The following is a 21,214-nucleotide window of genomic DNA, read 5'->3' on the forward strand; positions in this document are numbered from 1 at the left end:
TAAAAAATCCGCCTCCCGGGGCGGATTTTTTTTGCCTGGCGATCGCCAGCCCGGCCGGTTGGCCGGCGCTGATCGCGTCGTTTTAGTTGATGGTGAACTCATCGCTGCCGAGGTGTGAATAGTCTACCTTCTGCAGCTGGAAGTTGGTGATATACACCGGGCCGGCCTTCTGCTCAGAGATAAACCGATAGCGCGGGGCGATTTCCGCCGCCTTGATTCCGGTCCATTGCGAGAAGAAACTGAGGAAATCATTCGCCGAGCGCTGCGCCTTAATCACTTTATGCGCTTTGTCATCGCTGGAGAGCACCATAAACGGCACCTGGAAGTTCTGCTGGAACTTATCGTCGTGCGCCAGATACTGCACCTCTTTGCCTCGCTCCTTGAACGCCAGACCATGATCGGAAAAGTAGGTCAGGGAAAAGGTGGCGCCGGAATTTTGCAACTGACTGTAGAGCTTAGCCAGCAGGGTATCGGTTTGCGTCATGCTGTAGAGATAGCAGGAGGTCTCTTTCGACTGGACGAAAACCGTGTATTTGCCTTTGGTCCGGTCGCAGGCCTGCGGGTGCGAGCCCATCAGGTGCAGAACAATCAGCTGCGGCTGGGTGCGCTGGGTGGAGAGTACCTGCTCGGTCAACTTGAGTAACTGCTCGTCCTGGGTGTTTTTATTGGCTTCGAAATCGCCGTTTTTCAGGAACTGCACTTCGTCCGCCCGTTTGGCGATACTGGCGATAGCGGTGTCGTACTCGCCGATCTGTCCCTGATTGGAGAACCACCAGGTCTGGAAACCGGCGCGGTTGGCGAGGGTGACAAAGTTATCCTGAAACTGCGGTTTGCCATCGACCACCCGGTTAAGCGTCAGGCCGAGGGATTTTTGCGTCGAGCCGCTGGCGGCGACGTAGTTGTTAAACAGATACCCGTTCACCGAACTGGCAAACGGCGTGTTGTCCCAGTGGCCGCCGAAGGCGCCGAGGGCGTCGCGGCGGGCGCTTTCACCGATCACCACCACATAGAGATGGTACTTCGGCTTCACCGCCAGCACGTGCCAGCTGTCTTTCATGCCGGCCAGCTGCGCCATCCGCGCCTGCTCGTCCAGCACCTCGTTATTATTCACCACCACGTCTTTGACAAAACGGAAGGCCGGGTAACCGGTATCGATCACCTTGAATACCCCGCCCCAGGCGAGATTTTGCACCGGCTGGAGAAAAAAGATCCCGATGCTGAACAGCAGGCCCAGGGTCTCCATTTTTCCCCAGCGGGTCTGCTCGACGATCCTGCGGCGGACCGCAATGATCCCCAGCGCGAAGATAAATACCGCCAGCAGATAGTTGTACCACGGGAAGATAGTGAGAATTTCCGTGGACTCTTCCACGTTGGTGGCGTGCAGCGCCAGCAAGGTGTTGAAGTTGGGCGCGCCGTAAGCCTGGCCAAAGGGGTAGTAGAGGGCCGCCAGCAGAGAATAGGCGCCGACCACCCCTTTCTGCACGCGCGGAAAGGCGCGCCACAGAAGATGTAACACGCAGGTAAATGCCACGGTATAGAGCAGGCTAAATTCATAGCCCAGCGCCAGGTTAATCAACAGCGATTGTAAAAAGTAGAATCCTGTCCATGGGTTCAGTGCCAGTCGGCGGGCGACCAGCGTATCTTTCAGGGTGGTGACATTCATAGTAAACAATCAAAAAGAGGCCATGCGCATCCCCTGGCGTCAAGGGGTAAAACCTGCTGGACAGTGCGTGAAGAGGGTCTCTGCGAGCCGCGAATGTGGCAGGGCTGTGCAAAGATAGGGCTTGTAAATGGTAAGGTCAACCAGACATAACAGATTGTTTTGCGAGGGCGCTTACAAAACTTGAAAAAAGGTGGGGGAAACGGGAAAAACCGGTCAGTTTAGCGGCAAACGATGACAGAAAAATGAAGCGGCGTACCGCGACGCCGCCTCAGGAATGGGGTTTGTCCTGCTGCGGTTTACCGTTGATCATCTCGCACAGCATACCGAGCAGCATTAAGCGTACTTTAAAGGGGGAATGACTAAACACGTTTAAGCACCTCTTGAATTCGTTCATCTGCTCTCCTCCTGCCTGTTCGCTCCATCATTCCCTGATGGATGTTTGCATTATATACAGATATAGCACAGGCTATATTTTATAGCTATGGCTAAAACGTTAAATTTTTGTGCTCTTGGCGCAATCCATTACAATGTGGATCTTTTTATATGATGCTTGACGCGTCACACGAATGAGGAAGCACAATGAACCGTCGCGCAGGTAAGCCAATAACAAAAAAAGTGACGCAGTTGGTAAATGTTGAAGAGCACGTTGAAGGATTCCGCCAGGTGCGGGAAGCGCATCGGCGCGAGCTGATTGACGACTATGTTGAACTGATTTCCGATCTCATCCGCGAGGTGGGCGAGGCGCGTCAGGTGGATATGGCCGCCCGGCTGGGGGTCTCGCAGCCCACCGTCGCCAAGATGCTCAAACGGCTGGCCAGCGTCGGCCTTATCGAACAGATCCCGTGGCGCGGCATATTCTTAACGGCGGAGGGTGAGAAGCTGGCCCAGGAGAGCCGCGAGCGCCATCAAATCGTGGAGAACTTCCTGCTGGCTATCGGCGTCAGCCCGGAGATTGCCCGCCGCGATGCGGAGGGAATGGAGCATCACGTGAGCGAGGAGACGCTGGCGATGTTCCTGAAATTTACCCAAACACAGGGATCTCAGGAAGCATGACTCTTCCCTTCGTCCAGTCGCTGCTGCGCGACCGTTTTCTCCATCTGCTGCTGATTATCGCCTGCGTACTCAGCGTGATGGTGCCGTTTGTCCCGGCAAGCTGGCCGGCGGCCATTGACTGGCATACTATCATCACCCTCAGCGGCCTGATGCTGTTGACCAAGGGGATTGAACTGAGCGGTTATTTTGACGTGCTGGGGCGTAAAATGGCCCGCCGCTTTGTCACCGAGCGCCAGCTGGCTATGTTTATGGTGCTGGCGGCGGCGCTGCTATCCACCTTCCTCACCAACGACGTCGCGCTGTTTATCGTGGTGCCCCTGACCCTGACGCTGAAGAAGTGGTGCGCCATCCCGGTGAACCGGCTGATTATTTTCGAAGCGCTGGCGGTGAACGCCGGGTCGCTGCTGACGCCGATCGGCAACCCGCAGAATATCTTACTGTGGGGACGCTCCGGTCTCTCTTTCCCTGGATTCATCGGCCAGATGCTGCCGCTGGCGGCGGCAATGATGCTGACCCTGCTGGCGCTGTGCTGGTTCTGTTTCCCGGCAAACCGGCTCAACTACCAGAGTAGCGATAAGGCGCCATCGTGGCAGCCAAAGCTGGTCTGGAGCTGTCTGGGATTGTATCTGGTGTTCCTGACCGCGCTGGAGATGAATCAGGCGCTGTGGGGGCTGGCGCTGGTGCTGCTGGGCTTCCTGATACTGGCCCGGGCGGTGATCGTCCATGTGGACTGGTCGCTGCTGCTGGTGTTTATGGTGATGTTTATCGACGTCCATCTGCTGACCCAGCTTCCGGCGCTGCACCAGGTGCTGAGCGGGGTCGGGGCGCTCTCCGGCGGTGGACTGTGGCTGACCGCCATCGGCCTGTCGCAGGTGATCAGCAATGTGCCCTCGACCATTCTGCTGCTCAACTATGTCCCGCCGTCGATCCAGCTCGCCTGGGCGGTTAACGTGGGCGGCTTTGGTCTGCTGCCGGGCTCGCTGGCCAATATCATCGCGCTGCGCATGGCAGGCGATCGGCGGATCTGGTGGCGTTTCCATCTCTACTCCATTCCCATGCTGCTGTGGGCGGCCCTTACCGGCTATTGGCTCTTCAAACTCTGCGCCTGATTTCCGCAGCGGTACGCCGCCCTCCACGCCGTTCGACAGGATCGCCCCTCGGGGCGATCTTTTTTTTGCCCGGCTCACAGAAAACGATCCCTGGCTTTGCGCATCGGTTCGCTTTTCGGTATATGACTAGTCATGAAATTTAAATGACTAGTCATATACCGAGGCGCAGGATGAAGAACAGACTACCGGCAGATTTCTTATGGGGTAATTCCGTCTCCAGCATGCAGACGGAGGGGGCGTGGAACGAGGGCGGCAAGGGGATGTCGGTGTACGATATCCGGCAACCGGCGGAATTCGCTTCCGACTGGAAGGTGGCGACCGACTCCTATCATCGCTATCGGGAAGATTTCGATCTGATGCAGGATCTGGGCATGAACTGCTACCGTTTTCAGATCGCCTGGAGCCGGGTGTGTCCTGAGGGAGACGGCGAATTTAATGAAGAGGGCATCGCCTTCTACCATCAGTTTATTGATGAACTGATCGCCCGCGGCATCGAGCCGATGATCTGCCTGTACCACTTCGATATGCCGCTCTCGCTGGCGGAGCGCTACAACGGATTCACCGACCGCCGGGTGATGGACGCCTTTATTCGCTATGGCCAGAAGATGATCGCCTGCTATGGCGACAAGGTGAAATACTGGCTCACCTTTAATGAACAGAATCTGTACCATTCGCCGGAAGCGTTTCTGATTTCCGGCTACCTGCAGGGGGAGAAGACCCTGCGCGAGCTGTATCTGATCCAGCATCATGTGATGATGGCGCACGTCCATCTGACCGATCACCTGCATCAGACGAAGCCGCAGTGTCTGATGGGCGGAATGCTGGCCCACGCCCTGGTTTATCCGGCGACCTGCAAACCGCGCGATATCCTGTGCGCCCAGCAGCTGGACGAGTTTTTAAACCAGAACCTGCTGCGGGCTTACGCCGGGGAGGGCTACAGCCCGGAAGTGATGCATTTTGTCGCCGCTGAAGGGTTCGATGATATCTATCGTCCTGAGGATCTGGCGCTGATGGCGACGGTGAAGGTCGATTATCTGGCGTTCAGCTATTACGCCAGCCGGACGCTGAACAGCGACACCATCCCGGCGGGAACGGCGGTTAACAACTATATGCTGTTTGGCAATCAGGATAACCCGTTCCTGAAAGCGACAGAATGGAACTGGCAGATCGATCCGCTGGGCTTCCGGACCATCATCACCCGTTATTATAACGACTGGCGCCTGCCGGTGTTCCCGATTGAAAACGGCATCGGGGTGATTGAGTCGTGGGACGGTGAACATCCGGTTGCCGACGATTACCGCATCGCCTACCATCGCGACCATATCAACGCCATGAAAGCGGCCATGTTTGAGGATGGGGCGCAGGTGATCGGCTATCTCGGTTGGGGATTAATCGATATCCTGAGCTCGCAGGGTGATATGCGTAAGCGCTACGGCGTGGTCTACGTCAATCGCGAGAACCATGACCTCAAGGATCTGCGGCGGGTGCCGAAGAAGAGCTATGCGTGGCTGAAGCAGGTGATCCACAGCAACGGCGACGTGATGTAACGATGTTCTGGCGGTCAGGTCAAGTATGCTGCCCGCCAGTCACTCACTGAATGTAAAAGGACCGGGAATGACGGCGAAGTATCTGCAAATTGCGCGGGAAATAAAAAAACGCATCATCAGCCAGCAGTATCCTGCCAGCGCGCCGCTACCCGACCAGTTTGCGCTGGCGGCGGAGTTCAACACCAGCCGGATGACCATCCAGCAGGCGATGCGCCAGTTAATCGTCGAAGGGCTTATCTATACTCGCAAAGGGCAGGGCACCTTTGTGCGGAAAAATTTCCTTCAGCTGTCGCAGTGGGAGCTGCCCGGTAGCGACTATTTCGGCGCCACCAAAACCTGGGAACATCTTGGCGAGGTGCAAAGCGAAGTGGTGCGCTTCGAGGTGCGTTTTCCCACTGACAAGGAGCAGAGTTCGCTGCTGATCGACGCCGATGCCCCGGTGTATGACTTTGTCCGCCTGCGGCTGCTCAACGGCGAGCCGGTGTCGCTGGATTTGACGGTCATGCCGGTGGGGCTGGTGCCGGGGTTAACCAAAAGCCATCTGGAGGGGTCGGTGTTTCGCTACGTGCAGGAGACGCTGGGGCTGAAGCTGATGGGATCTTACCGCGTGGTGCGGGCGATGAAGCCGGACGAACTGGATAAACAGCATCTTCACTGCGAGGCCACCGATCCGGTGCTGGAGGTGGAACAGGTTATCTATCTGGAAGACGGCACGCCGCTGGAGTACGCCCACTGCCACTATCGCTACGACCACGGCGGGATTATTCTGGTGAATAACGGCTAGACCGGGGGACCCTGCCGGCGCAGCGCTCAGCAGGGCCACGGTGTTGTCAGGTTTAGCCAGCCGCAGCCAGAGACAATACAGATAAAAAAACGGCGGGCATCAGGCCCGCCGTTTTTCTTGTCATGCAGAACTTAGTTCAGACGCACCGGCATACCGGAGCGGTTCTGGATAGCCTGCTCAACCACGCTCTGATCGACATCAGACTGGCTGGTGATCGCCTGTACCGGCTGAGTCAGGGTGATAGGCACGATCTCGCCGCCCTGGAACTGGGCTTCGGTGGTCGACAGCGGGTTATGAACCTCGATGTAACGGCTGCCGTCCGGCTCGGTGGTGGCTTTTACCGGCTCATCGATAAACTGCACGCGGGTACCGACCGGCACGTTCTCAAACAGGAATTTGATGTCATCGTTGCGCAGACGCACGCAGCCGTGGCTCACGCGCAGGCCGATACCGAAGTTAGCGTTGGTACCGTGGATGGCGTACAGGCGGCCGATATACAGCGCGTACAGACCCATCGGGTTATCCGGACCGGCCGGTACGACGGCAGGCAGCGGGTTGCCGGCGGCAGCGTATTCCGCATGCATCTTGGCGGTCGGCGTCCAGGTCGGACCGGCCTTCTTACGTTCGACTTTGGTGGTCCAGTTGATTGGCGTATCTTTACCCAACTGGCCGATGCCGATCGGCAGAACGATCACGGTATTGGTGCCTTTCGGGTAGTAGTACAGACGCATTTCCGCGCTGTTGATGATGATCCCTTCATGCACGGTATCCGGCAGGATCAGCTGCTGAGGGATGTTCAGGACGCTACCGCCCTTCGGCAGATAGGTATCCACCCCCGGGTTGGCTTCCAGCATGTTGGAAAGCCCCATCTGATATTTGGCCGCGAAGTATTCCAGCGGCTGCTTGTTATCATCCGGAATGGTGATGACCTGGTTCTGACCAACCAAACGGCTGCCATCGGTTGGCAAAGGATAGGTGACAGCAGACGCTGTATTGCAAAAGCCTACGATGGCGAAGGCTGCCGCTAAGAGTGTAGATAATTTCATAGTTTTTAATGTCGTGTGCGAAATCAACGCCACACAGGCCTTTGTTAATGATTGAGACAGTAGATGGGAGCGCATTATATGTGCATTCCGCTGAACAGGTAAATCAGATGTGTACGAAATCACATTTTTTTCCCTGTCGCCTCGGCTGCCGCGCCCTGGCGTTGGGGGCGACAGGGGTTAGTCTTCCAGCAGCCGGGCCTGCAGCGCGACGCGGGCCGGGGCGGTGAGCTGATACTCTTCCGCCAGCCAGGCGTCGACATTGCCATAGCGCTGCTGAATGGCCGACAGCGCGGCGGCGAGATAGGACTCTTTCACCGTCAGGATGTCCGCCAGGCTCTGGCGCCCCTGGGCCGTCAGGTCGTTGCCGAGCATCTCCAGCATCCAGGCCTCCACCTGCGTCAGCATGCCATGGGTGAGGAGATACTCCTCCATCACCGTCTCGCTGTCGCATCCGACGGCGAACAGGGTTAACGCGCAGCCGACGCCGGTGCGATCTTTTCCGACCGCGCAGTGTTGCAGCAAGGCGCCGTCGAAAGGGGTCGTCAGCCACGCGGCGAGCTGGCGATAGGCCGGGTTGTTAAACGGCAGCTGGCGATAGAGTTGCAGCATAAACTGCTCGCCGTTCAGCGCATTAAGGGTGGCGGCATTCAGCTCGGTGACCTTCGCATTGACCTCGCCGAGCGGCGGATTGGCCGGCGCGTTGAGATAGTGGGTGAGCGGGCTCAGTTTGTCCGGGGTGCGCTGCACTTCACCGGGGTCGCGGTAGTCGAGCACCCGGCTGAGCGGCAGGGTATCCAGGTGGTTGAGATCCTCAGCCGTTAGCCGGTTTAGCGCGCCGGAGCGCAGCAGCTTGCCGCTGCGTACCCGGCGTCCGTCGGCGGTGCGCTGGCCGCCCAGGTCGCGAAAATTGATGCCGCCCTGCAGGGATAAAAAGGCCGGATGTCGCGGTAGGCTGGTGGTCATGGGACTCCTCATCATCACGTACAGAATAACGGTTTGCGCGCAGGTCTCTGGCGCATCTGACAAAGACCATAGCACAAGCGCCGCGGCGGAATTTACCGCAGACCGTGAAAAGTGCGTCATTTACTGGCATAATGTCTGCTGTATCACACCCCTCATACTCTTTTTTCAGGATATCCCCGTGCTAGTATCCAGCAACGTTACCATGCAGTTTGGCAGTAAGCCGCTGTTCGAAAATATCTCCGTTAAATTTGGCGGCGGCAACCGTTATGGTCTGATCGGCGCCAACGGCAGCGGTAAATCGACCTTTATGAAGATCCTCGGCGGCGATCTCGAACCGACGCTGGGCAACGTTTCTCTCGACCCGAACGAGCGCATCGGTAAGCTGCGTCAGGATCAGTTCGCCTTTGAAGCGTTCACCGTGCTGGATACGGTGATCATGGGCCACAGCGAGCTGTGGGAAGTGAAGCAGGAGCGCGATCGCATCTACGCCCTCGCTGAGATGAGCGAAGAAGATGGCTATAAAGTGGCCGATCTGGAAGTTAAATATGGCGAAATGGACGGCTACTCTGCTGAAGCGCGCGCGGGCGAACTGCTGCTGGGCGTGGGCATTCCGGTTGAACAACATTACGGCCCGATGAGCGAAGTCGCCCCGGGCTGGAAGCTGCGCGTCCTGTTGGCGCAGGCGCTGTTCTCTAACCCGGACATTCTGTTGCTCGACGAACCGACCAACAACCTGGACATCGACACCATTCGCTGGCTGGAGCAGACGCTGAACGACCGCGACAGCACGATGATTATCATCTCGCACGACCGTCACTTCCTGAACATGGTCTGTACGCACATGGCGGATCTGGACTACGGCGAGCTGCGCGTCTATCCGGGCAACTACGACGAATACATGACGGCGGCCACCCAGGCGCGTGAGCGTCTGCTGGCGGACAACGCCAAGAAAAAAGCGCAGATTGCCGACCTGCAGTCCTTCGTTAGCCGCTTCAGCGCCAACGCCTCTAAATCGCGTCAGGCCACCTCGCGCGCGCGTCAGATTGACAAGATCAAGCTGGAAGAGGTTAAAGCCTCCAGCCGTCAGAACCCGTTTATCCGCTTCGAGCAGGACAAGAAACTGTTCCGTAACGCGCTGGAAGTGGAAGCCCTCACCAAAGGCTTTGAAGAAGGTCCGCTGTTCAAAAACGTCAACCTGCTGCTGGAAGTGGGCGAGAAGATTGCCATTCTGGGCGCCAACGGCGTGGGTAAATCCACGATGCTGAAAACCCTGGTGGGCGAACTGCAGCCCGATAACGGCACCGTGAAATGGTCTGAAAACGCGCAACTTGGCTACTACGCGCAGGATCATGAATACGAGTTCGAAAACGACCTGACGGTCTTCGAGTGGATGAGCCAGTGGAAACAGGAAGGCGACGACGAGCAGGCGGTGCGCAGTATCCTTGGTCGACTGCTGTTTAGCCAGGATGACATCAAGAAGCCGGCGAAAGTACTGTCCGGTGGTGAGAAGGGGCGGATGCTGTTTGGTAAGCTGATGATGCAGAAGCCAAACATCCTGATCATGGACGAACCGACCAACCACCTGGATATGGAATCCATCGAATCGCTGAACATGGCGCTGGAGATGTATCAGGGTACCCTGATATTCGTCTCCCATGACCGTGAGTTCGTCAGCTCGCTGGCCACCCGCGTGCTGGAGATTACCCCGGAACGGGTGATCGACTTCAGCGGCAACTACGAAGACTACCTGCGCAGCAAAGGTATCGAGTAATCCCTCTTCGTTACCCGGGTAGCGGCTACGCCTTACCCGGGCTACGCCTGGCATGGGATCTGTAGGCCCGTGCAAGCGTAGCGCCGCCGGGCAATAACCGCGGGTAAAGAGCCACTTTCGCGCCGGATGGCGGCTGCGCCTTATCCGGCCTACGGTCGGTGCTATTGTGAGCTTAAGAGCCCTATCTTGTACCCATGGTTACTGAAACTGTCCGTTACCGGGCTACCAAACCGCACAGTGCTGTAGCCCCGGTAAGCGGTAGCGCCACCGTGGATTTTGAGGCCACCAGTTTGTAGCCCGGATTAGCGTAGCGCAATCCGGGAACATCATTAAATCCAGGCCGGGCAAGGCGTAAGCCGCCGCCCGGCATATCGCTTAGCGCCTCCACTCCGTTCCTTCAACGCCATTCACCAGCAGTTTGCGTTTTTCTCCCGCCGGTAATGACAGCTTCAGCGCTTTCCACGCCGGGCGATAGTTGCCGCGGGCGTTGACCTTCAGGTTGATGGTGCTGCTGTCGCACGCCATTTCCCACTCCAGCCATAGCGCATCGCCCTGTTTATAGCCCCAGCTTTCGCCGTCATCCTCAAACAGCAGACCCGAAGAGGTCCCGACGCCTTTCAGCGGGAACAGCTGCAGTTCGCGACGATCGTCCTGTTGCGCCGCAACATGACGGATGCGCTCGCTGAGCGGCAGACCGGCCCCGGCGCGGACCAGCAGCGGCAGCTTTTCCAGCGGCGCGTCGAGGGTGACCCACTGGCCGCCGGCGAACCACTCGTGGCTGTAGAAATCGTACCAGCCGGCCTGATTATCCGGCAGCCACACCTCACGCTGACGGGCGCCAGGCTCGACCACGCTGGCCACCAGCAGGTCGCGCCCCAGCAGGAAGTCATCGCATTCGGCGAAGGTCTGCGCGTCGTGTTGATGATCGAGGAAGGTCGGGCGCAGCATCGGTTCGTCGTCAGCATGCGCCTGCCACAGCAGGGTATACAGATAGGGCAGCAGGCGGTAGCGCAGCTCAATCGCGGAACGAATGGCCGGGGTAACGGCCGGATACATCCAGGCTTCGTTGACCGTCTGGTCGTCATTCCATGAGTGAATGGTAAAGCGCGGGTGCATCACGCCGTTTTGTACCCAGCGCACAAACAGCTCCGGCTCCGGTTTATCGCCGGAGAAACCGCCGACGTCGTGGCCGACGTTAAACAGCCCGGAAAGGCTCATGCCCAGCCCCATGCGGATGTTATAGCGCAGCGTATCCCAGTTGGTGCGGTTATCGCCGCTCCAGGTCTGGACGTAGCGCTGCATCCCGGCGCAGCCGGAACGAGAGATGAGATACGGGCGCTTTTCCGGCGCAAAGCGCTGCTGGGCTTCCATCGAGGCGCGCATCATCAGCAGCGGCATCACCGGGCGAATATGCTTGATGGCGATTTCGCGGCCAAAGCCGTAGCAGCGCGCTTCGCCGTCCCACACCTCATACTCGTTATTATCGTTCCAGGTCGAGTCTATGCCCATCTCCAGCAGCTGGCTGGTGACCCCTTCCTGCCACCAGGCCACGGTTTGCTGATTGGTGAAGTCGAGGTGCGATCCTTCATCGTCCCAGAAGCTGGAGCGCTCCGGAGCGTCGGTTTGCGAATCGCGAACGAAAAGGCCGCGCTCCGCCACCTCGCCATAGCGCGGATGGTCCTGCAGCAGGCAGGGTTTGATATTGGCGGCCAGCTTCAGCCCGGCGTCGTGAAACGACTGACTCATCACTTTTGGCTGCGGCACCTTGTCGTAGTTCCAGTTAAAGACGTAGCGCTTGCCGTTAATCGAGGTATAGCCGGATGAGAGCTGGAACGAATCGCACGGAATAGCGTGCTCATCGCACAGGCGGATGAAGTTCATCAGCTGATTTTGCGCATCCGGCGCGTCGGTGTAGTGCATGGTCGAGCCGCTGTAGCCGAGGCTCCATTTTGGCCCGAACAGGGTTTTACCGGTCAGACGTACAAAGGCTTTGGTGACATCCAGCACCTGTTTACCGGTGAACAGGTAGTAATCGATATCGCCGGCTTCCGCCTGCCAGCGGCGGTAGGCGGTGTGGTAGTTGTCGATTTCGTTACCCAAATCCAGCCAGCAGCTGCTCAGGTTGTCGTAAAACAGACCATAGCTGACGTCGCTGCGCTGGGTGATGGTGAACGGAATATGTTTATACAGCGGGTCGGTGCTGGCGGCGTTGTAGCCCATGGCGTCGAGGTTGCGCATCTCATAACGCTTACCGGTGCGCTGCAGATCGCCGGCCTTTTCGCCCAGACCATAGAAACGCTCGTCTTTCCGGCGGCTCAGATAGTGGGCGACGCCGTCGCCGTGGGCATTGGCCAGATAGGCGCTGGTGGGGCGGTCGTTAGCAAGCTGCTGCCATTCCCCGGCGTCGTCGCGATAGCTCCACTCCAGCCACAGCGGCTGATGGACGGTGACGCGCAGCTGGCGGGTGGCGATGGTCAGCGTATCGGCCTCCTGTGTCAGCTGCCAGGCCGGGAGACTAAAACCGCTGAGGTCATCCCGGGCGCGGCCTTCCCACGGCACATCCTGCTGCGGAGCGATACTCCAGGTGCGATCCAGCGCCAGCTGGCCCTGGCGTTTCAGCAGCACGCGGAATAAATTCTCTTCCAGTACGTACAGGCACAGGGTGTGCTGGCCATCGACCGTCAGTTCAACGTGATGCTCCAGCTGTTGATGTAAACTCCAGTGTTTCAACGTTTTCATATCTTACATCCACTCTCAGGCGCGCTTGGCGCGACGTTCAGCAATAAATGCCACCAGGAAAACGGCGCCAATCAGGTCAAAGAACCCCATGGCGATGAACAGCGGGTTGAAGCCAATTTTGTCGGCGGTCACCCCGATTAATAACGAAAACAGGAAGCTGGCGATCCACGCCGCGGATCCGCGCATACCGTTTACCGTCGCCATTTGTCCCTTGTCGAACGACTCCACCACCAGCGCGCTGAGCATGCAGGAGATGATCTGATGTCCGAAGCCGCCAATGGAGATCAGGACGATGGTGATATAGGGATCGCGAGTGATAGCGACGAGGGCCAGGGAGATCATCAGAAATGCTCCGGTCACCGAGCTGGCGATCACTGAGTTGACTCGCGTACAGCCGAACCAGCGAACGTACAGGCGGGTGAGGTAGCCGCTGACCACGCTGCCGAGGTCGGCGGCGAGGAAAGGCAGCCAGGCGAACATGGCGATCTGCTTGAGATCCATGCCGTGCTCTTTGGCCAGGTACAGCGGTACCCAGAAGCTCAGCACCGCCCAGGCGGGCTCGGCCATAAACGCGGGAATGGCGATCCCGTAGAAACGTTTATTCTTCGAGACGGTTTTGAGTGCGGTAAAGAAGGGCTGTTTCACCGGTGGCGCTTCGTTATCCTGCTTGATGTACTCCAGCTCGCTTTTGCTGAGGTTGGGGTGCTTTTCCGGGTTCTGATAGAAGGCCCACCACAGCACCACCCACAGCAGGGCCAGCGCGCCGGTAAACATAAACGCCCCCTGCCAGCCGAAGGAAGCGTGGGCGAAGTAGATGATCGGCGGGGCGAGCATTGCGCCGATAGAGAACCCGACGCCAGCCCAGCCGGCGGCGATTGGCCGTTCAGACTTCGGGAACCACTCGCCGATGGTCTTGGCGTTGGCCGGGGTAGCGGCCGCCTCGGCCCCGCCCATAAAGAAGCGCAATATCGCCAGGTGCAGCCAGCTGCCGGCCCCGGCGTGGGCGATACAGGCCAGCGCCCACAAGGTGGCGCAGATCATAAACCCGAGCTTCAGGCCGATGACGTCGATAAGCCAGCCACAGAGCGGCTGGAAAATCGTGTAAGCCAGCTGAAACGCGCCGACGATCCAGGAATATTGTTCGGTGGTAATGCCGAGCGTCGCTTTCAGTTCCGGGGCGATAATCCCCAGCGAGTTGCGTGTGATGTAGTTGACGGTGACGCCAAGTAAAAACAGGACCAGCACCCACCAGCGCAGGTTTTTTACCACCCGGCGCGTTTTGCTGACCGCGATATCATTGTTGAGGCCTTGACTCATAGCACACTCCACATGACGTTAGTAGGGGGAAAGTGACGACCTCAATCCTTGAGTGGCCACGTAGTGTTATTAACTATTTGAATAGTCTATTTTTTTATCTCAACATCATTGGTATAACTAGTATGGGAGATGTTGGACCAATTCAGGCTAAGGGAGAAAAAACGGCGGGCAAAGTGCTATTTATGCAAGTTTTTTCATGAAATGACCGGGATCTCAAATTTTGCTCTGTCATTTGCTTACAGGGAGCGCTTTGGCGATTATGAAAATTCTTTCATTTTCCAATCGGAGCTGGATCACAAAATGGATAAAAAGCTGCGCGTCGCCGAAATCGCCGCCCGCACTGGGCTGTCGGCCAGTACCGTTTCGCGCGTCCTGGCCGGAAAGGCGAATACCAGCGACAAGGCGCGCCGGGCGGTGCTGGAGTGCGCCCGCGAGCTGGGGGTCATGCAGGGGCTGGCCGCCGGGCGTCTGCTGCTCAATAATCTGCTGGTGTTTGCCCCGCAGCGCGCCTTCGATGAGCGGTCGGATATCTTCTACTACCGGGTGATCCAGAGCATCAATAACGCGCTGGCGGCGCATGAAGTGCGCCTGCGCTACTGCGCGCTGGACGAAAACGACAGCGACGCCAATCTGTTTCTTGCCCGCATGAACGAAGCGGAAACCCAGGCCGCGGTGCTGCTGGGGATCGACGATCCGCATATTCATGGCCTGGCGGCGGATCTGGGTAAACCCTGCGTCTTGATCAACTGTCGGGATGAAGGGATGCGGTTGCCGTCCATTGCCCCCGATCATCGTTTGATTGGCCAGTGCGCCGCCCGCTATCTGTTTGATATGGGGCATCGGGTGGTGATGAACGTCATGTGTTTGCGCCGCTATACCATGGAGCTGCGGCTGGGGGGGATCGAGGAGGCGTGGCGCGCGCGCAATTTGCGCTTTACCGCCAGCCGGGATCTCATCAGCGTCGCCAACTTTAGCGCCAGAGAGACCGAAGAGCAGGTGGGGGCCTGGCTTGATGGCTTACAGGGCAGGCCGTTGCCCACCGCCTTCCTGGTGGGCGGCGATTTCATGGCCGCCGGCACGGTCAGCGCATTGCAAAAGCGCGGCCTGCGGGTGCCGCAGGATGTCTCGGTGATGAGCATCGACGGGTTTAATCTGGCGGCGATCCAGGAGGTGCCCCTGACCGCGGTGCATGTGCCGCGGGATGAACTGGGCAGCGAGGCGGTGCATCTCCTGCAGCAGCGCCTGTTGCGCCCGGAGGCGCCGCACGGTTCGCTGCTGCTGCACGGTACGCTGGTGGTGCGCGATTCGGTACGGCGGATCCGGCCGGGCAAAGGCCATACCGCCGTGGAGCCGCAGGGGCTGTATGACGATTAAACCGGGATACCCAGCGCCCGCTTGCCGTGGATGTTCAGATCTTCCAGAGTGAAGCGCCCCTGCCAGCTGGCCTCATAGTCCTCGCGCGGGAAATCCCCCGGCGAGGCCCCTTTTTCCAGAGCAATTTTCACTTTCTGCGCGTAGGCGAGGTTCTTTTCGCACATCGGCGCTGCCGGAATGTACATCACATTGCCCCAGCCCTGCTGATTTTCCACCGGCGCCACCGAGTGAATGACGTCGCAGTGCCACCAGACGGAATCGCCAGCATTCAGCGCCGGAATCGAACTGAGGGCTTTGATCAGCAGCGGGTGCCACTGCTCAGAGATCGGCAGTACTCTGCCCGGCGCGACGCCGCACAGCTCATCTTCCGGCACATCGTCAAGCAGTGGGCGCAGCAGAACATAAGCCATCGCCTCGGGGATCGGCACCACGTGCAGTAGCCCCTGACCCGGGATCATGTCCGACAGCGCGGTCCAGCCCTGGAAAGTGCGGAACACTGAGCATTTGGTGGTGTTGTCGACGGTGTACTCTTCCACTTCCGTACGGTGCGCGGCGTCCCACGGATCGTAAGCGTCGACATGACCGTTAAACACGTTGGCGAAGACCTGCTGGTAGGCGGGGAGCAGCCAGCGCTCCAGCGCACCGGAATCGGTATGCGCGCCCAGCCCCTTCGAGGTGGTTCCCGGCGGACGGCGGCGAATGCGGTCAGGGTAAATGACGCTGACGTCCGGATCGAACCAGCGCTTGCCGTCCTGCTCAAAGCGCCACAGGCGGTTGAGGAAGGACTGCGCCGCGGCCATTTCATCGCTCTGGCGGGCCTGCATTTGCGAGGGCGACCAGTAGATGGGATAGATTTCCGGCCGCGAAGCCTCCAGCGTACCGAAGAAGCTGTCGCCTGGCCCTTTGTAGACCTCGTCGAAATGGTTCAGATCCAGATATTCCAGCATCGCGGTATCCCAGGCCAGCGCCTGTTCGCGCGGAAAGTGGCCTTTGATCACCGCGCAGCCCCGACGCTTAATGGCCGCGCGCTGGGCATCGCTCACGGTTCCCTCGGCGATATCGCGGAACGGAATGGTTGGCCAGACCTCCTGGCCTGCGGCTTTCAGCGTCTCAATTTCCTGCAGGCGCTCGCTGATGCGCGCTGAGAGCTTATCGAACACCGCCTGGACGTCGCCGATTTGCGCCCGCAGCGCCTGCTTCATCTGGCGAATCGCCGCTTTGTGGTCGGCGGGGAGTGTTTCGTGGGTCGGGAGAGCAGCCATAATAACCTCGCTGTATCTTTCATTCGAAAGTATTAAATCTTACAAACGTTAATTTAAGTTAAAATGGAGTTAATGCAAGTTTAAAATCTTGCTGCGGCGCACAAAATGGACAAGCCGGGGCGCGCAGCCCCGGAGAGAGGTCAATCGTTGAAGGGAGCGCTGTTATCGAGGACGGCCTGAATGACGTTCAGCGCGCCGTCATGGTTATTATCGTCGGTCGCGTATCCGGCGATAGCCTTAATGCTGTCGGCGGCGTTACCCATGGCGAAAGCGTATTTCACCAGCTTCAGCATTTCGGCGTCGTTGCCGCTGTCGCCGATGGCCACGCACTGCTGCGGCGACAGGTTCCAGCGCTTGAGCAGGCGGCTGATGCCGTTGGCTTTATGCAGGCCGGGAATAATCAAATCGACAAAGCCAAAGCCGCTGGTGACCGGCTTCATAATGCCGTCGAGCGACACGTGCAGTTTATCGATCAGCTGCGGGATCTCACTGTCCGGCAGGTTCAGAGAGAATTTGAACAGCGTATCGTCGATGGCGTGATAGTCGCTTACCCGCTGCAGACGGTGGTAGTGCTTTGACATCAGGTCGACGAAGGCATCCGGGGCGTTATCGCTGACGTAAGCGCTCTGCAGGCCGCAGGCAACGAAGTTTAGCTGCGGATCTTTGAGTAGTTCGCCAATCACCACCTGCGATTCGTGGCGGGTCAGTTCGCCGTGGAACAGCTGCTTACCATGCGCAAAGACCAGCGCGCCGTTTTCGGCGACGAACGAGATCTGCTCGCGGATCTCCGGGAAGAAGGAGATCAGCTGATAGTACTGGTTGCCGCTGGCGACAACGAATTCAATGCCGCGCTGCTGCAGCTGGGCGAATTGCGCCAGAAACCGTGCGCGATCGTAGGTTTTGGCGTCATTGAGAAAAGTTCCGTCCATATCGGTGACGATAACTTTAACGGTCATAAGGGGGTGCTCCTGGCTTAACTTCGACCAGTAACATTCTAATTACAATGTGATGGGGAGCACAAATTTATTTCGAATGAAAGTTCATGCATTCAGAAAATGCCGGGAGGCGGCGTTGCCTTTCCCGGCCTGCAGGACAGGGAAGGCCCGCTAAGCGTCGCGCCAGCGGGCCTGAGGGGTTAGAGCGTATGCTCGGTACGGGCGATGATATCGTCCTGGGTATCCGGCGACAGGGCGGTAAAGAACGCCGAGTACCCGGCGACGCGCACCACCAAATCGCGGTACTGGTCGGGGTGTTTCTTCGCCTCCAGCAGCGTGTCGCGCGAGACAATGTTGTACTGGATATGCCAGCCTTTATGCACCTCGAAGAAGGTGCGCAGCAGCACCATCAGCTTCTGCTTATCGGACTCGTTCTCCAGGGTGGACGGATTCAGCTTCTGATTAAGCAGCACGCCGCCGAGGATCGCCCCGGTGGGCAGTTTACCCACCGAACTGATGACCGCCGTCGGCCCCAGATGGTCGGTTCCGGAGGCCGGGCTGGCCCCTTCCGCCAGCGGGGTGTGCGCTTTACGGCCATCCGGCGTCGCCATGGTCTGCGCGCCGAACGGCACGTTGGCGGAGATAGACGACGTGCCGGCGTAATAGTTGCCGCCGATCGGGCCGCGGCCATAGCGCGGGTTGTGATACTGCTTCAGCTCGTCGATATAGGTCTGGTAGGCCCGCGCCAGCAATGCGTCCACGCTGTCATCATCGTTACCGTACTTCGGCGCGCCGTTGATCAACCGCTGGCGCAGCTGCTCGTGGGTCAGGCCGTCGAAATCTTCCGCCAGCGCCTTCGCCAGTTCCTGCTGGCCGATAACGCCCTGATCGAAGACCAGCTTTTTCACCGCCGCCAGGCTGTTGCCGAGGTTGGCGATGCCCACCTGCAGACCGGACACCCAGTCATATTTCGCGCCGCCTTGCTTGATACTCTTCGCCCGTTCGATGCAGTCGTCCACCAGCGCCGAACAGAGAATATCGTGGACGTTCTCTTCCAGCATGGTATCGACCACGTACTCAATCTCAATCGACTTACGGGTGTAGTAGCGGATCTGGCGGTCCCAGTCGGCCAGCACCTCGTCGAAGTTAGCGAAGTTGCCTTTCGACAGGGCGTGCTCCTGCGGCAGAAACACCTGGCCGCTGGTGGCATCGCGGCCGCCTTCCAGCGTCGCCAGCATCACCCGCGCGAAGTTGATAAAGCTCATGCCGGTGCAGCGATAGCCCCATTTGCCGCCGACCGCGGTTTCGATACAGCCGATGGCCGCATAATCGTAGGCGTCCTGCGGCTCAATACCCAGCTTGATAAATTCCGGGATCACGATTTCGTCGTTATTAAACGCCGGCATACCGAAGCCACAGCGGATCACCTGGACGCAGGCGTCGAGGAAATCGTTGCTCATTCCGGCGTGGTAGCGCACGCTGAGGTTCGGCTGGGTCGAACGCAGACGACCGCAGGATTCCAGGATGGCATACGACAGCGGGTTGACCGCGTCCTGCGGCTGGCCATCCACCAGGTTCTGGCCGCCGATGGTGACGTTCTGATACAGCGGGCTGCCGGCCGAGGCCTTGGAGTGCGAGCCGGAGCGGATCTTGTTAACCTCCAGCAGCTTCAGCCAGCAGCTGTGCAGCAGCTCAATGGCCTGTTCGCGATCCAACGATTGCTGCAGCTCAACGTCGCGGCGGTAGTACGGATAGAGGTACTGGTCCATGCGGCCAAACGAGACCGAGTGGCCATTGGATTCAATCTGCAGGATCAGCTGAATGAAGTAGCACAGCTGCAGCGCCTGCCAGAAGGTCTTCGGCGGCTCATGGGCGATGATGTCGCAGTTTTCGGCAATCGTCAGCAGCTCCTCGCGGCGTGCGTCACGGGATTCTGCCGTCGCCATCTCGCGCGCCAGCGCGGCGAAGCGTTTGCTGTGGTCGCTGACCGCCGCCAGCACAATATCAATCGCTTTCAGGAACTGTTCGCCGTGCAGGTCTTCCAGCACCGTCAGATTGATGCGCGACCGGCGTTCGGCGACTTTTGCACGCAGGCCGTCCAGGCCTTTCTCCAGCAGCAGCGGGTAGTTGACCGCCAGGTGGGCGTCGCCGGAGGTCATATTGCCCTCTGCCTTAATAATGCCGGTGGCGAGCAGCGCTTTCTGCTCATCGGTAAACATGCCGTAGCAGCGGTCCTGTACGGTCTGGCCGCGCCACCACGGGCACACTTCATGCAGCACGCGCTTGTTCTCTTCGCTGACCGCGAAGCCGGCGCCGGGGCGGTCGGCGAGATCATCGATCTCTTTCTCGATCCAGCTGACGGTGTATTCCGGGAAGATCGGCGCGGCGCGCACTTCGCTGGCCTGGTTGCCGACGATCAGCTCATCGTGCTTGATCCAGATGGTGCGCTCGGCAAGGTGATGCGCCAGCGCCAGGGCACGACGCACCGGGATTGGCTTATCAAGATGCTGCTGATACATCTCGGTGTAGTGGCGGGCGCGTTCGGTACAGACCGGCGGCTTGACAATATGCACCAGCGCCATTTTATGGGCCTGGATGCGGGCGCTGAGGGTGTTGAGTTTCAGAGTCGTCATAAGGTTATCCTCGTAAGATCGCCGTTAGCCCCTTGCTCCGCGCATAATCCTGCGCAAAGGCGAGCAGCTCGGGAGCATCCAGCGGTTTATCCGGTGCGGTGTAGGGCTGACTGAGTAACTGGTATTTATTCATTCCCAGCGTGTGGTAGGGCAGGAAATGGATTTCGCTGACCCGCAGGCGGTCGGCGGCAAAATCAGTGATGGCGGTGATGTCGGCTTCGCTGGCGTTGAATCCCTGGATTAACGGCACGCGAATGATCATGTTTTTCCCCGCCTGCGCCAGACGCTGCAGGTTGTCCAGCACCCGGCGGGCGCTGCCGTCGGTCCACTGCCGGAAAACGGCCTCGTCGACATGCTTCAGGTCGGCGAGAAACAGGTCGACGAAGGGTAAAGCCGGTTCAATGTATTTCCAGGGGACGTGCAGGCAGGTTTCCACAGCAGTATGGATCCCTGCCTGATGGCTGGCCTCGAACAGCGCCCGCGCCAGGCCCGGATTCATAAAGGGTTCGCCGCCGGAAAGGGTGATGCCGCCGCCGCTGCGATCGTAAAAGGGTTTATCGCGCAGCACCGTCGCCATGATCTCCTCGACGCTCTTCTCTTCGCCGCACACCGTGAGCGCGGTGGTGGGGCAGCAGTCGCGCAGCGCGGCGATATGGCTGTCGTTAACGTGTTGCCGGTGAATGATCAGGCCATCGAGGGTGCGGGTGATAACCGCCGGCGCCGCCTGCTGGCACAGCTCGCAGCCGGCAAGGCACAGGCGCGGGTCATACAGCAGGTCTTCGCTGCGGGCGCGGCTCTCCGGATTCTGGCACCAGCGGCAGCCCAGCGAGCAGCCTTTCAGGAAGACGACGGTGCGGATCCCTGGGCCGTCATGGGTGGAATAGCGCTGGATATTGAAGATCATGGCTTACCCTCTCGTTTGCGTATGAATATAAAAACACTTTCGAATGAAAGTTATATTGATGCAAATCAACAAGCGGGATGGAGATAATCGCCAGGGGATAGAATAACGGCAGAG

15 protein-coding genes and 1 pseudogene are annotated in these 21,214 nt (G+C 58.8%); 6 read left to right on the forward strand and 10 right to left on the reverse strand.

The window, feature by feature from the left end:
* Positions 1-82: 82 nt before the first annotated feature.
* Positions 83-1,663 carry a phosphoethanolamine transferase gene (locus ACQUTP_RS11265; RefSeq protein WP_004886211.1) on the reverse strand — a complete coding sequence of 527 codons (1,581 nt, stop codon included), beginning with the start codon at positions 1,661-1,663 and terminating at the stop codon, positions 83-85.
* A gap of 268 nt (positions 1,664-1,931) precedes the next feature.
* Positions 1,932-2,057 carry a manganase accumulation protein MntS gene (gene mntS, locus ACQUTP_RS11270; protein WP_004886214.1) on the reverse strand — a complete coding sequence of 42 codons (126 nt, stop codon included), beginning with the start codon at positions 2,055-2,057 and terminating at the stop codon, positions 1,932-1,934.
* 185 nt (positions 2,058-2,242) lie between these two features.
* On the opposite strand from mntS, the gene mntR reads away from it, so the two are divergent.
* The 4 genes from mntR (at position 2,243) to ACQUTP_RS11290 (ending at position 6,156) form a co-directional block, all read left to right on the forward strand.
* Positions 2,243-2,716, forward strand: coding sequence for a manganese-binding transcriptional regulator MntR (mntR, locus tag ACQUTP_RS11275; protein ID WP_004886216.1), 474 nt, complete (start codon positions 2,243-2,245; stop codon positions 2,714-2,716).
* Positions 2,713-3,825, forward strand: a complete 1,113-nt coding sequence (locus ACQUTP_RS11280; protein ID WP_048294421.1) for an anion transporter — start codon at positions 2,713-2,715, stop codon at positions 3,823-3,825. Before mntR ends, ACQUTP_RS11280 begins: the two co-directional genes overlap by 4 nt.
* A 170-nt stretch (positions 3,826-3,995) precedes the next feature.
* Positions 3,996-5,372: a glycoside hydrolase family 1 protein gene (locus ACQUTP_RS11285; RefSeq protein WP_004886222.1), complete on the forward strand. Its 1,377-nt coding sequence runs from the start codon at positions 3,996-3,998 to the stop codon at positions 5,370-5,372.
* Positions 5,373-5,439: 67 nt separating this feature from the next.
* Positions 5,440-6,156 (forward strand): GntR family transcriptional regulator, encoded by a 717-nt coding sequence (locus ACQUTP_RS11290; protein ID WP_004886227.1) that lies wholly within the window; start codon positions 5,440-5,442, stop codon positions 6,154-6,156.
* Between the two features lie 131 nt (positions 6,157-6,287).
* Here the strand turns inward: ACQUTP_RS11290 and ldtB are convergent, their stop codons facing one another.
* Both ldtB and ACQUTP_RS11300 read right to left on the reverse strand, forming a co-directional pair.
* Positions 6,288-7,202, reverse strand: coding sequence for a L,D-transpeptidase (ldtB, locus tag ACQUTP_RS11295; protein WP_004886230.1), 915 nt, complete (start codon positions 7,200-7,202; stop codon positions 6,288-6,290).
* Between the two features lie 177 nt (positions 7,203-7,379).
* Positions 7,380-8,295, reverse strand: a pseudogene (locus ACQUTP_RS11300) (tyrosine-protein phosphatase).
* Between the two features lie 48 nt (positions 8,296-8,343).
* Here ACQUTP_RS11300 and ACQUTP_RS11305 point away from each other — a divergent pair.
* Complete coding sequence (locus ACQUTP_RS11305; protein ID WP_004886235.1) at positions 8,344-9,936, forward strand: ABC-F family ATPase; 1,593 nt, start codon at positions 8,344-8,346, stop codon at positions 9,934-9,936.
* Positions 9,937-10,311: 375 nt separating this feature from the next.
* Here ACQUTP_RS11305 and ACQUTP_RS11310 read toward each other — a convergent pair whose 3' ends face one another.
* Together ACQUTP_RS11310 and ACQUTP_RS11315 are read right to left on the reverse strand one after the other, a co-directional pair.
* Positions 10,312-12,675 (reverse strand): glycoside hydrolase family 31 protein, encoded by a 2,364-nt coding sequence (locus tag ACQUTP_RS11310; protein ID WP_285755687.1) that lies wholly within the window; start codon positions 12,673-12,675, stop codon positions 10,312-10,314.
* Positions 12,676-12,690: 15 nt separating this feature from the next.
* Positions 12,691-13,992, reverse strand: a complete 1,302-nt coding sequence (locus ACQUTP_RS11315) for an MFS transporter (RefSeq protein WP_004886240.1) — start codon at positions 13,990-13,992, stop codon at positions 12,691-12,693.
* Between the two features lie 300 nt (positions 13,993-14,292).
* Here ACQUTP_RS11315 and ACQUTP_RS11320 point away from each other — a divergent pair, with 300 nt between their 5' ends.
* Positions 14,293-15,366, forward strand: a complete 1,074-nt coding sequence (locus ACQUTP_RS11320; protein ID WP_004886244.1) for a LacI family DNA-binding transcriptional regulator — start codon at positions 14,293-14,295, stop codon at positions 15,364-15,366.
* Here the strand turns inward: ACQUTP_RS11320 and ACQUTP_RS11325 are convergent.
* The 4 genes from ACQUTP_RS11325 to ACQUTP_RS11340 all read right to left on the reverse strand — a co-directional run bounded on the left by ACQUTP_RS11325 (position 15,363) and on the right by ACQUTP_RS11340 (position 21,100).
* Positions 15,363-16,628: a DUF1479 domain-containing protein gene (locus ACQUTP_RS11325; RefSeq protein WP_017900150.1), complete on the reverse strand. Its 1,266-nt coding sequence runs from the start codon at positions 16,626-16,628 to the stop codon at positions 15,363-15,365. The two genes, ACQUTP_RS11320 and ACQUTP_RS11325, sit on opposite strands and share 4 nt — an antisense overlap.
* Positions 16,629-16,768: 140 nt before the next feature.
* Positions 16,769-17,584 carry a Cof-type HAD-IIB family hydrolase gene (locus tag ACQUTP_RS11330; RefSeq protein ID WP_032455759.1) on the reverse strand — a complete coding sequence of 272 codons (816 nt, stop codon included), beginning with the start codon at positions 17,582-17,584 and terminating at the stop codon, positions 16,769-16,771.
* Between the two features lie 179 nt (positions 17,585-17,763).
* Positions 17,764-20,196: a formate C-acetyltransferase/glycerol dehydratase family glycyl radical enzyme gene (locus ACQUTP_RS11335; RefSeq protein ID WP_043521840.1), complete on the reverse strand. Its 2,433-nt coding sequence runs from the start codon at positions 20,194-20,196 to the stop codon at positions 17,764-17,766.
* 4 nt (positions 20,197-20,200) lie between these two features.
* Complete coding sequence (locus tag ACQUTP_RS11340) at positions 20,201-21,100, reverse strand: glycyl-radical enzyme activating protein (RefSeq protein ID WP_004886257.1); 900 nt, start codon at positions 21,098-21,100, stop codon at positions 20,201-20,203.
* Between the last annotated feature and the right edge of the window lie 114 nt (positions 21,101-21,214).

Source organism: Klebsiella sp. 2-CIP_Kleb. (assembly GCF_050378715.1).
Lineage (GTDB): Bacteria > Pseudomonadota > Gammaproteobacteria > Enterobacterales > Enterobacteriaceae > Klebsiella > Klebsiella quasipneumoniae.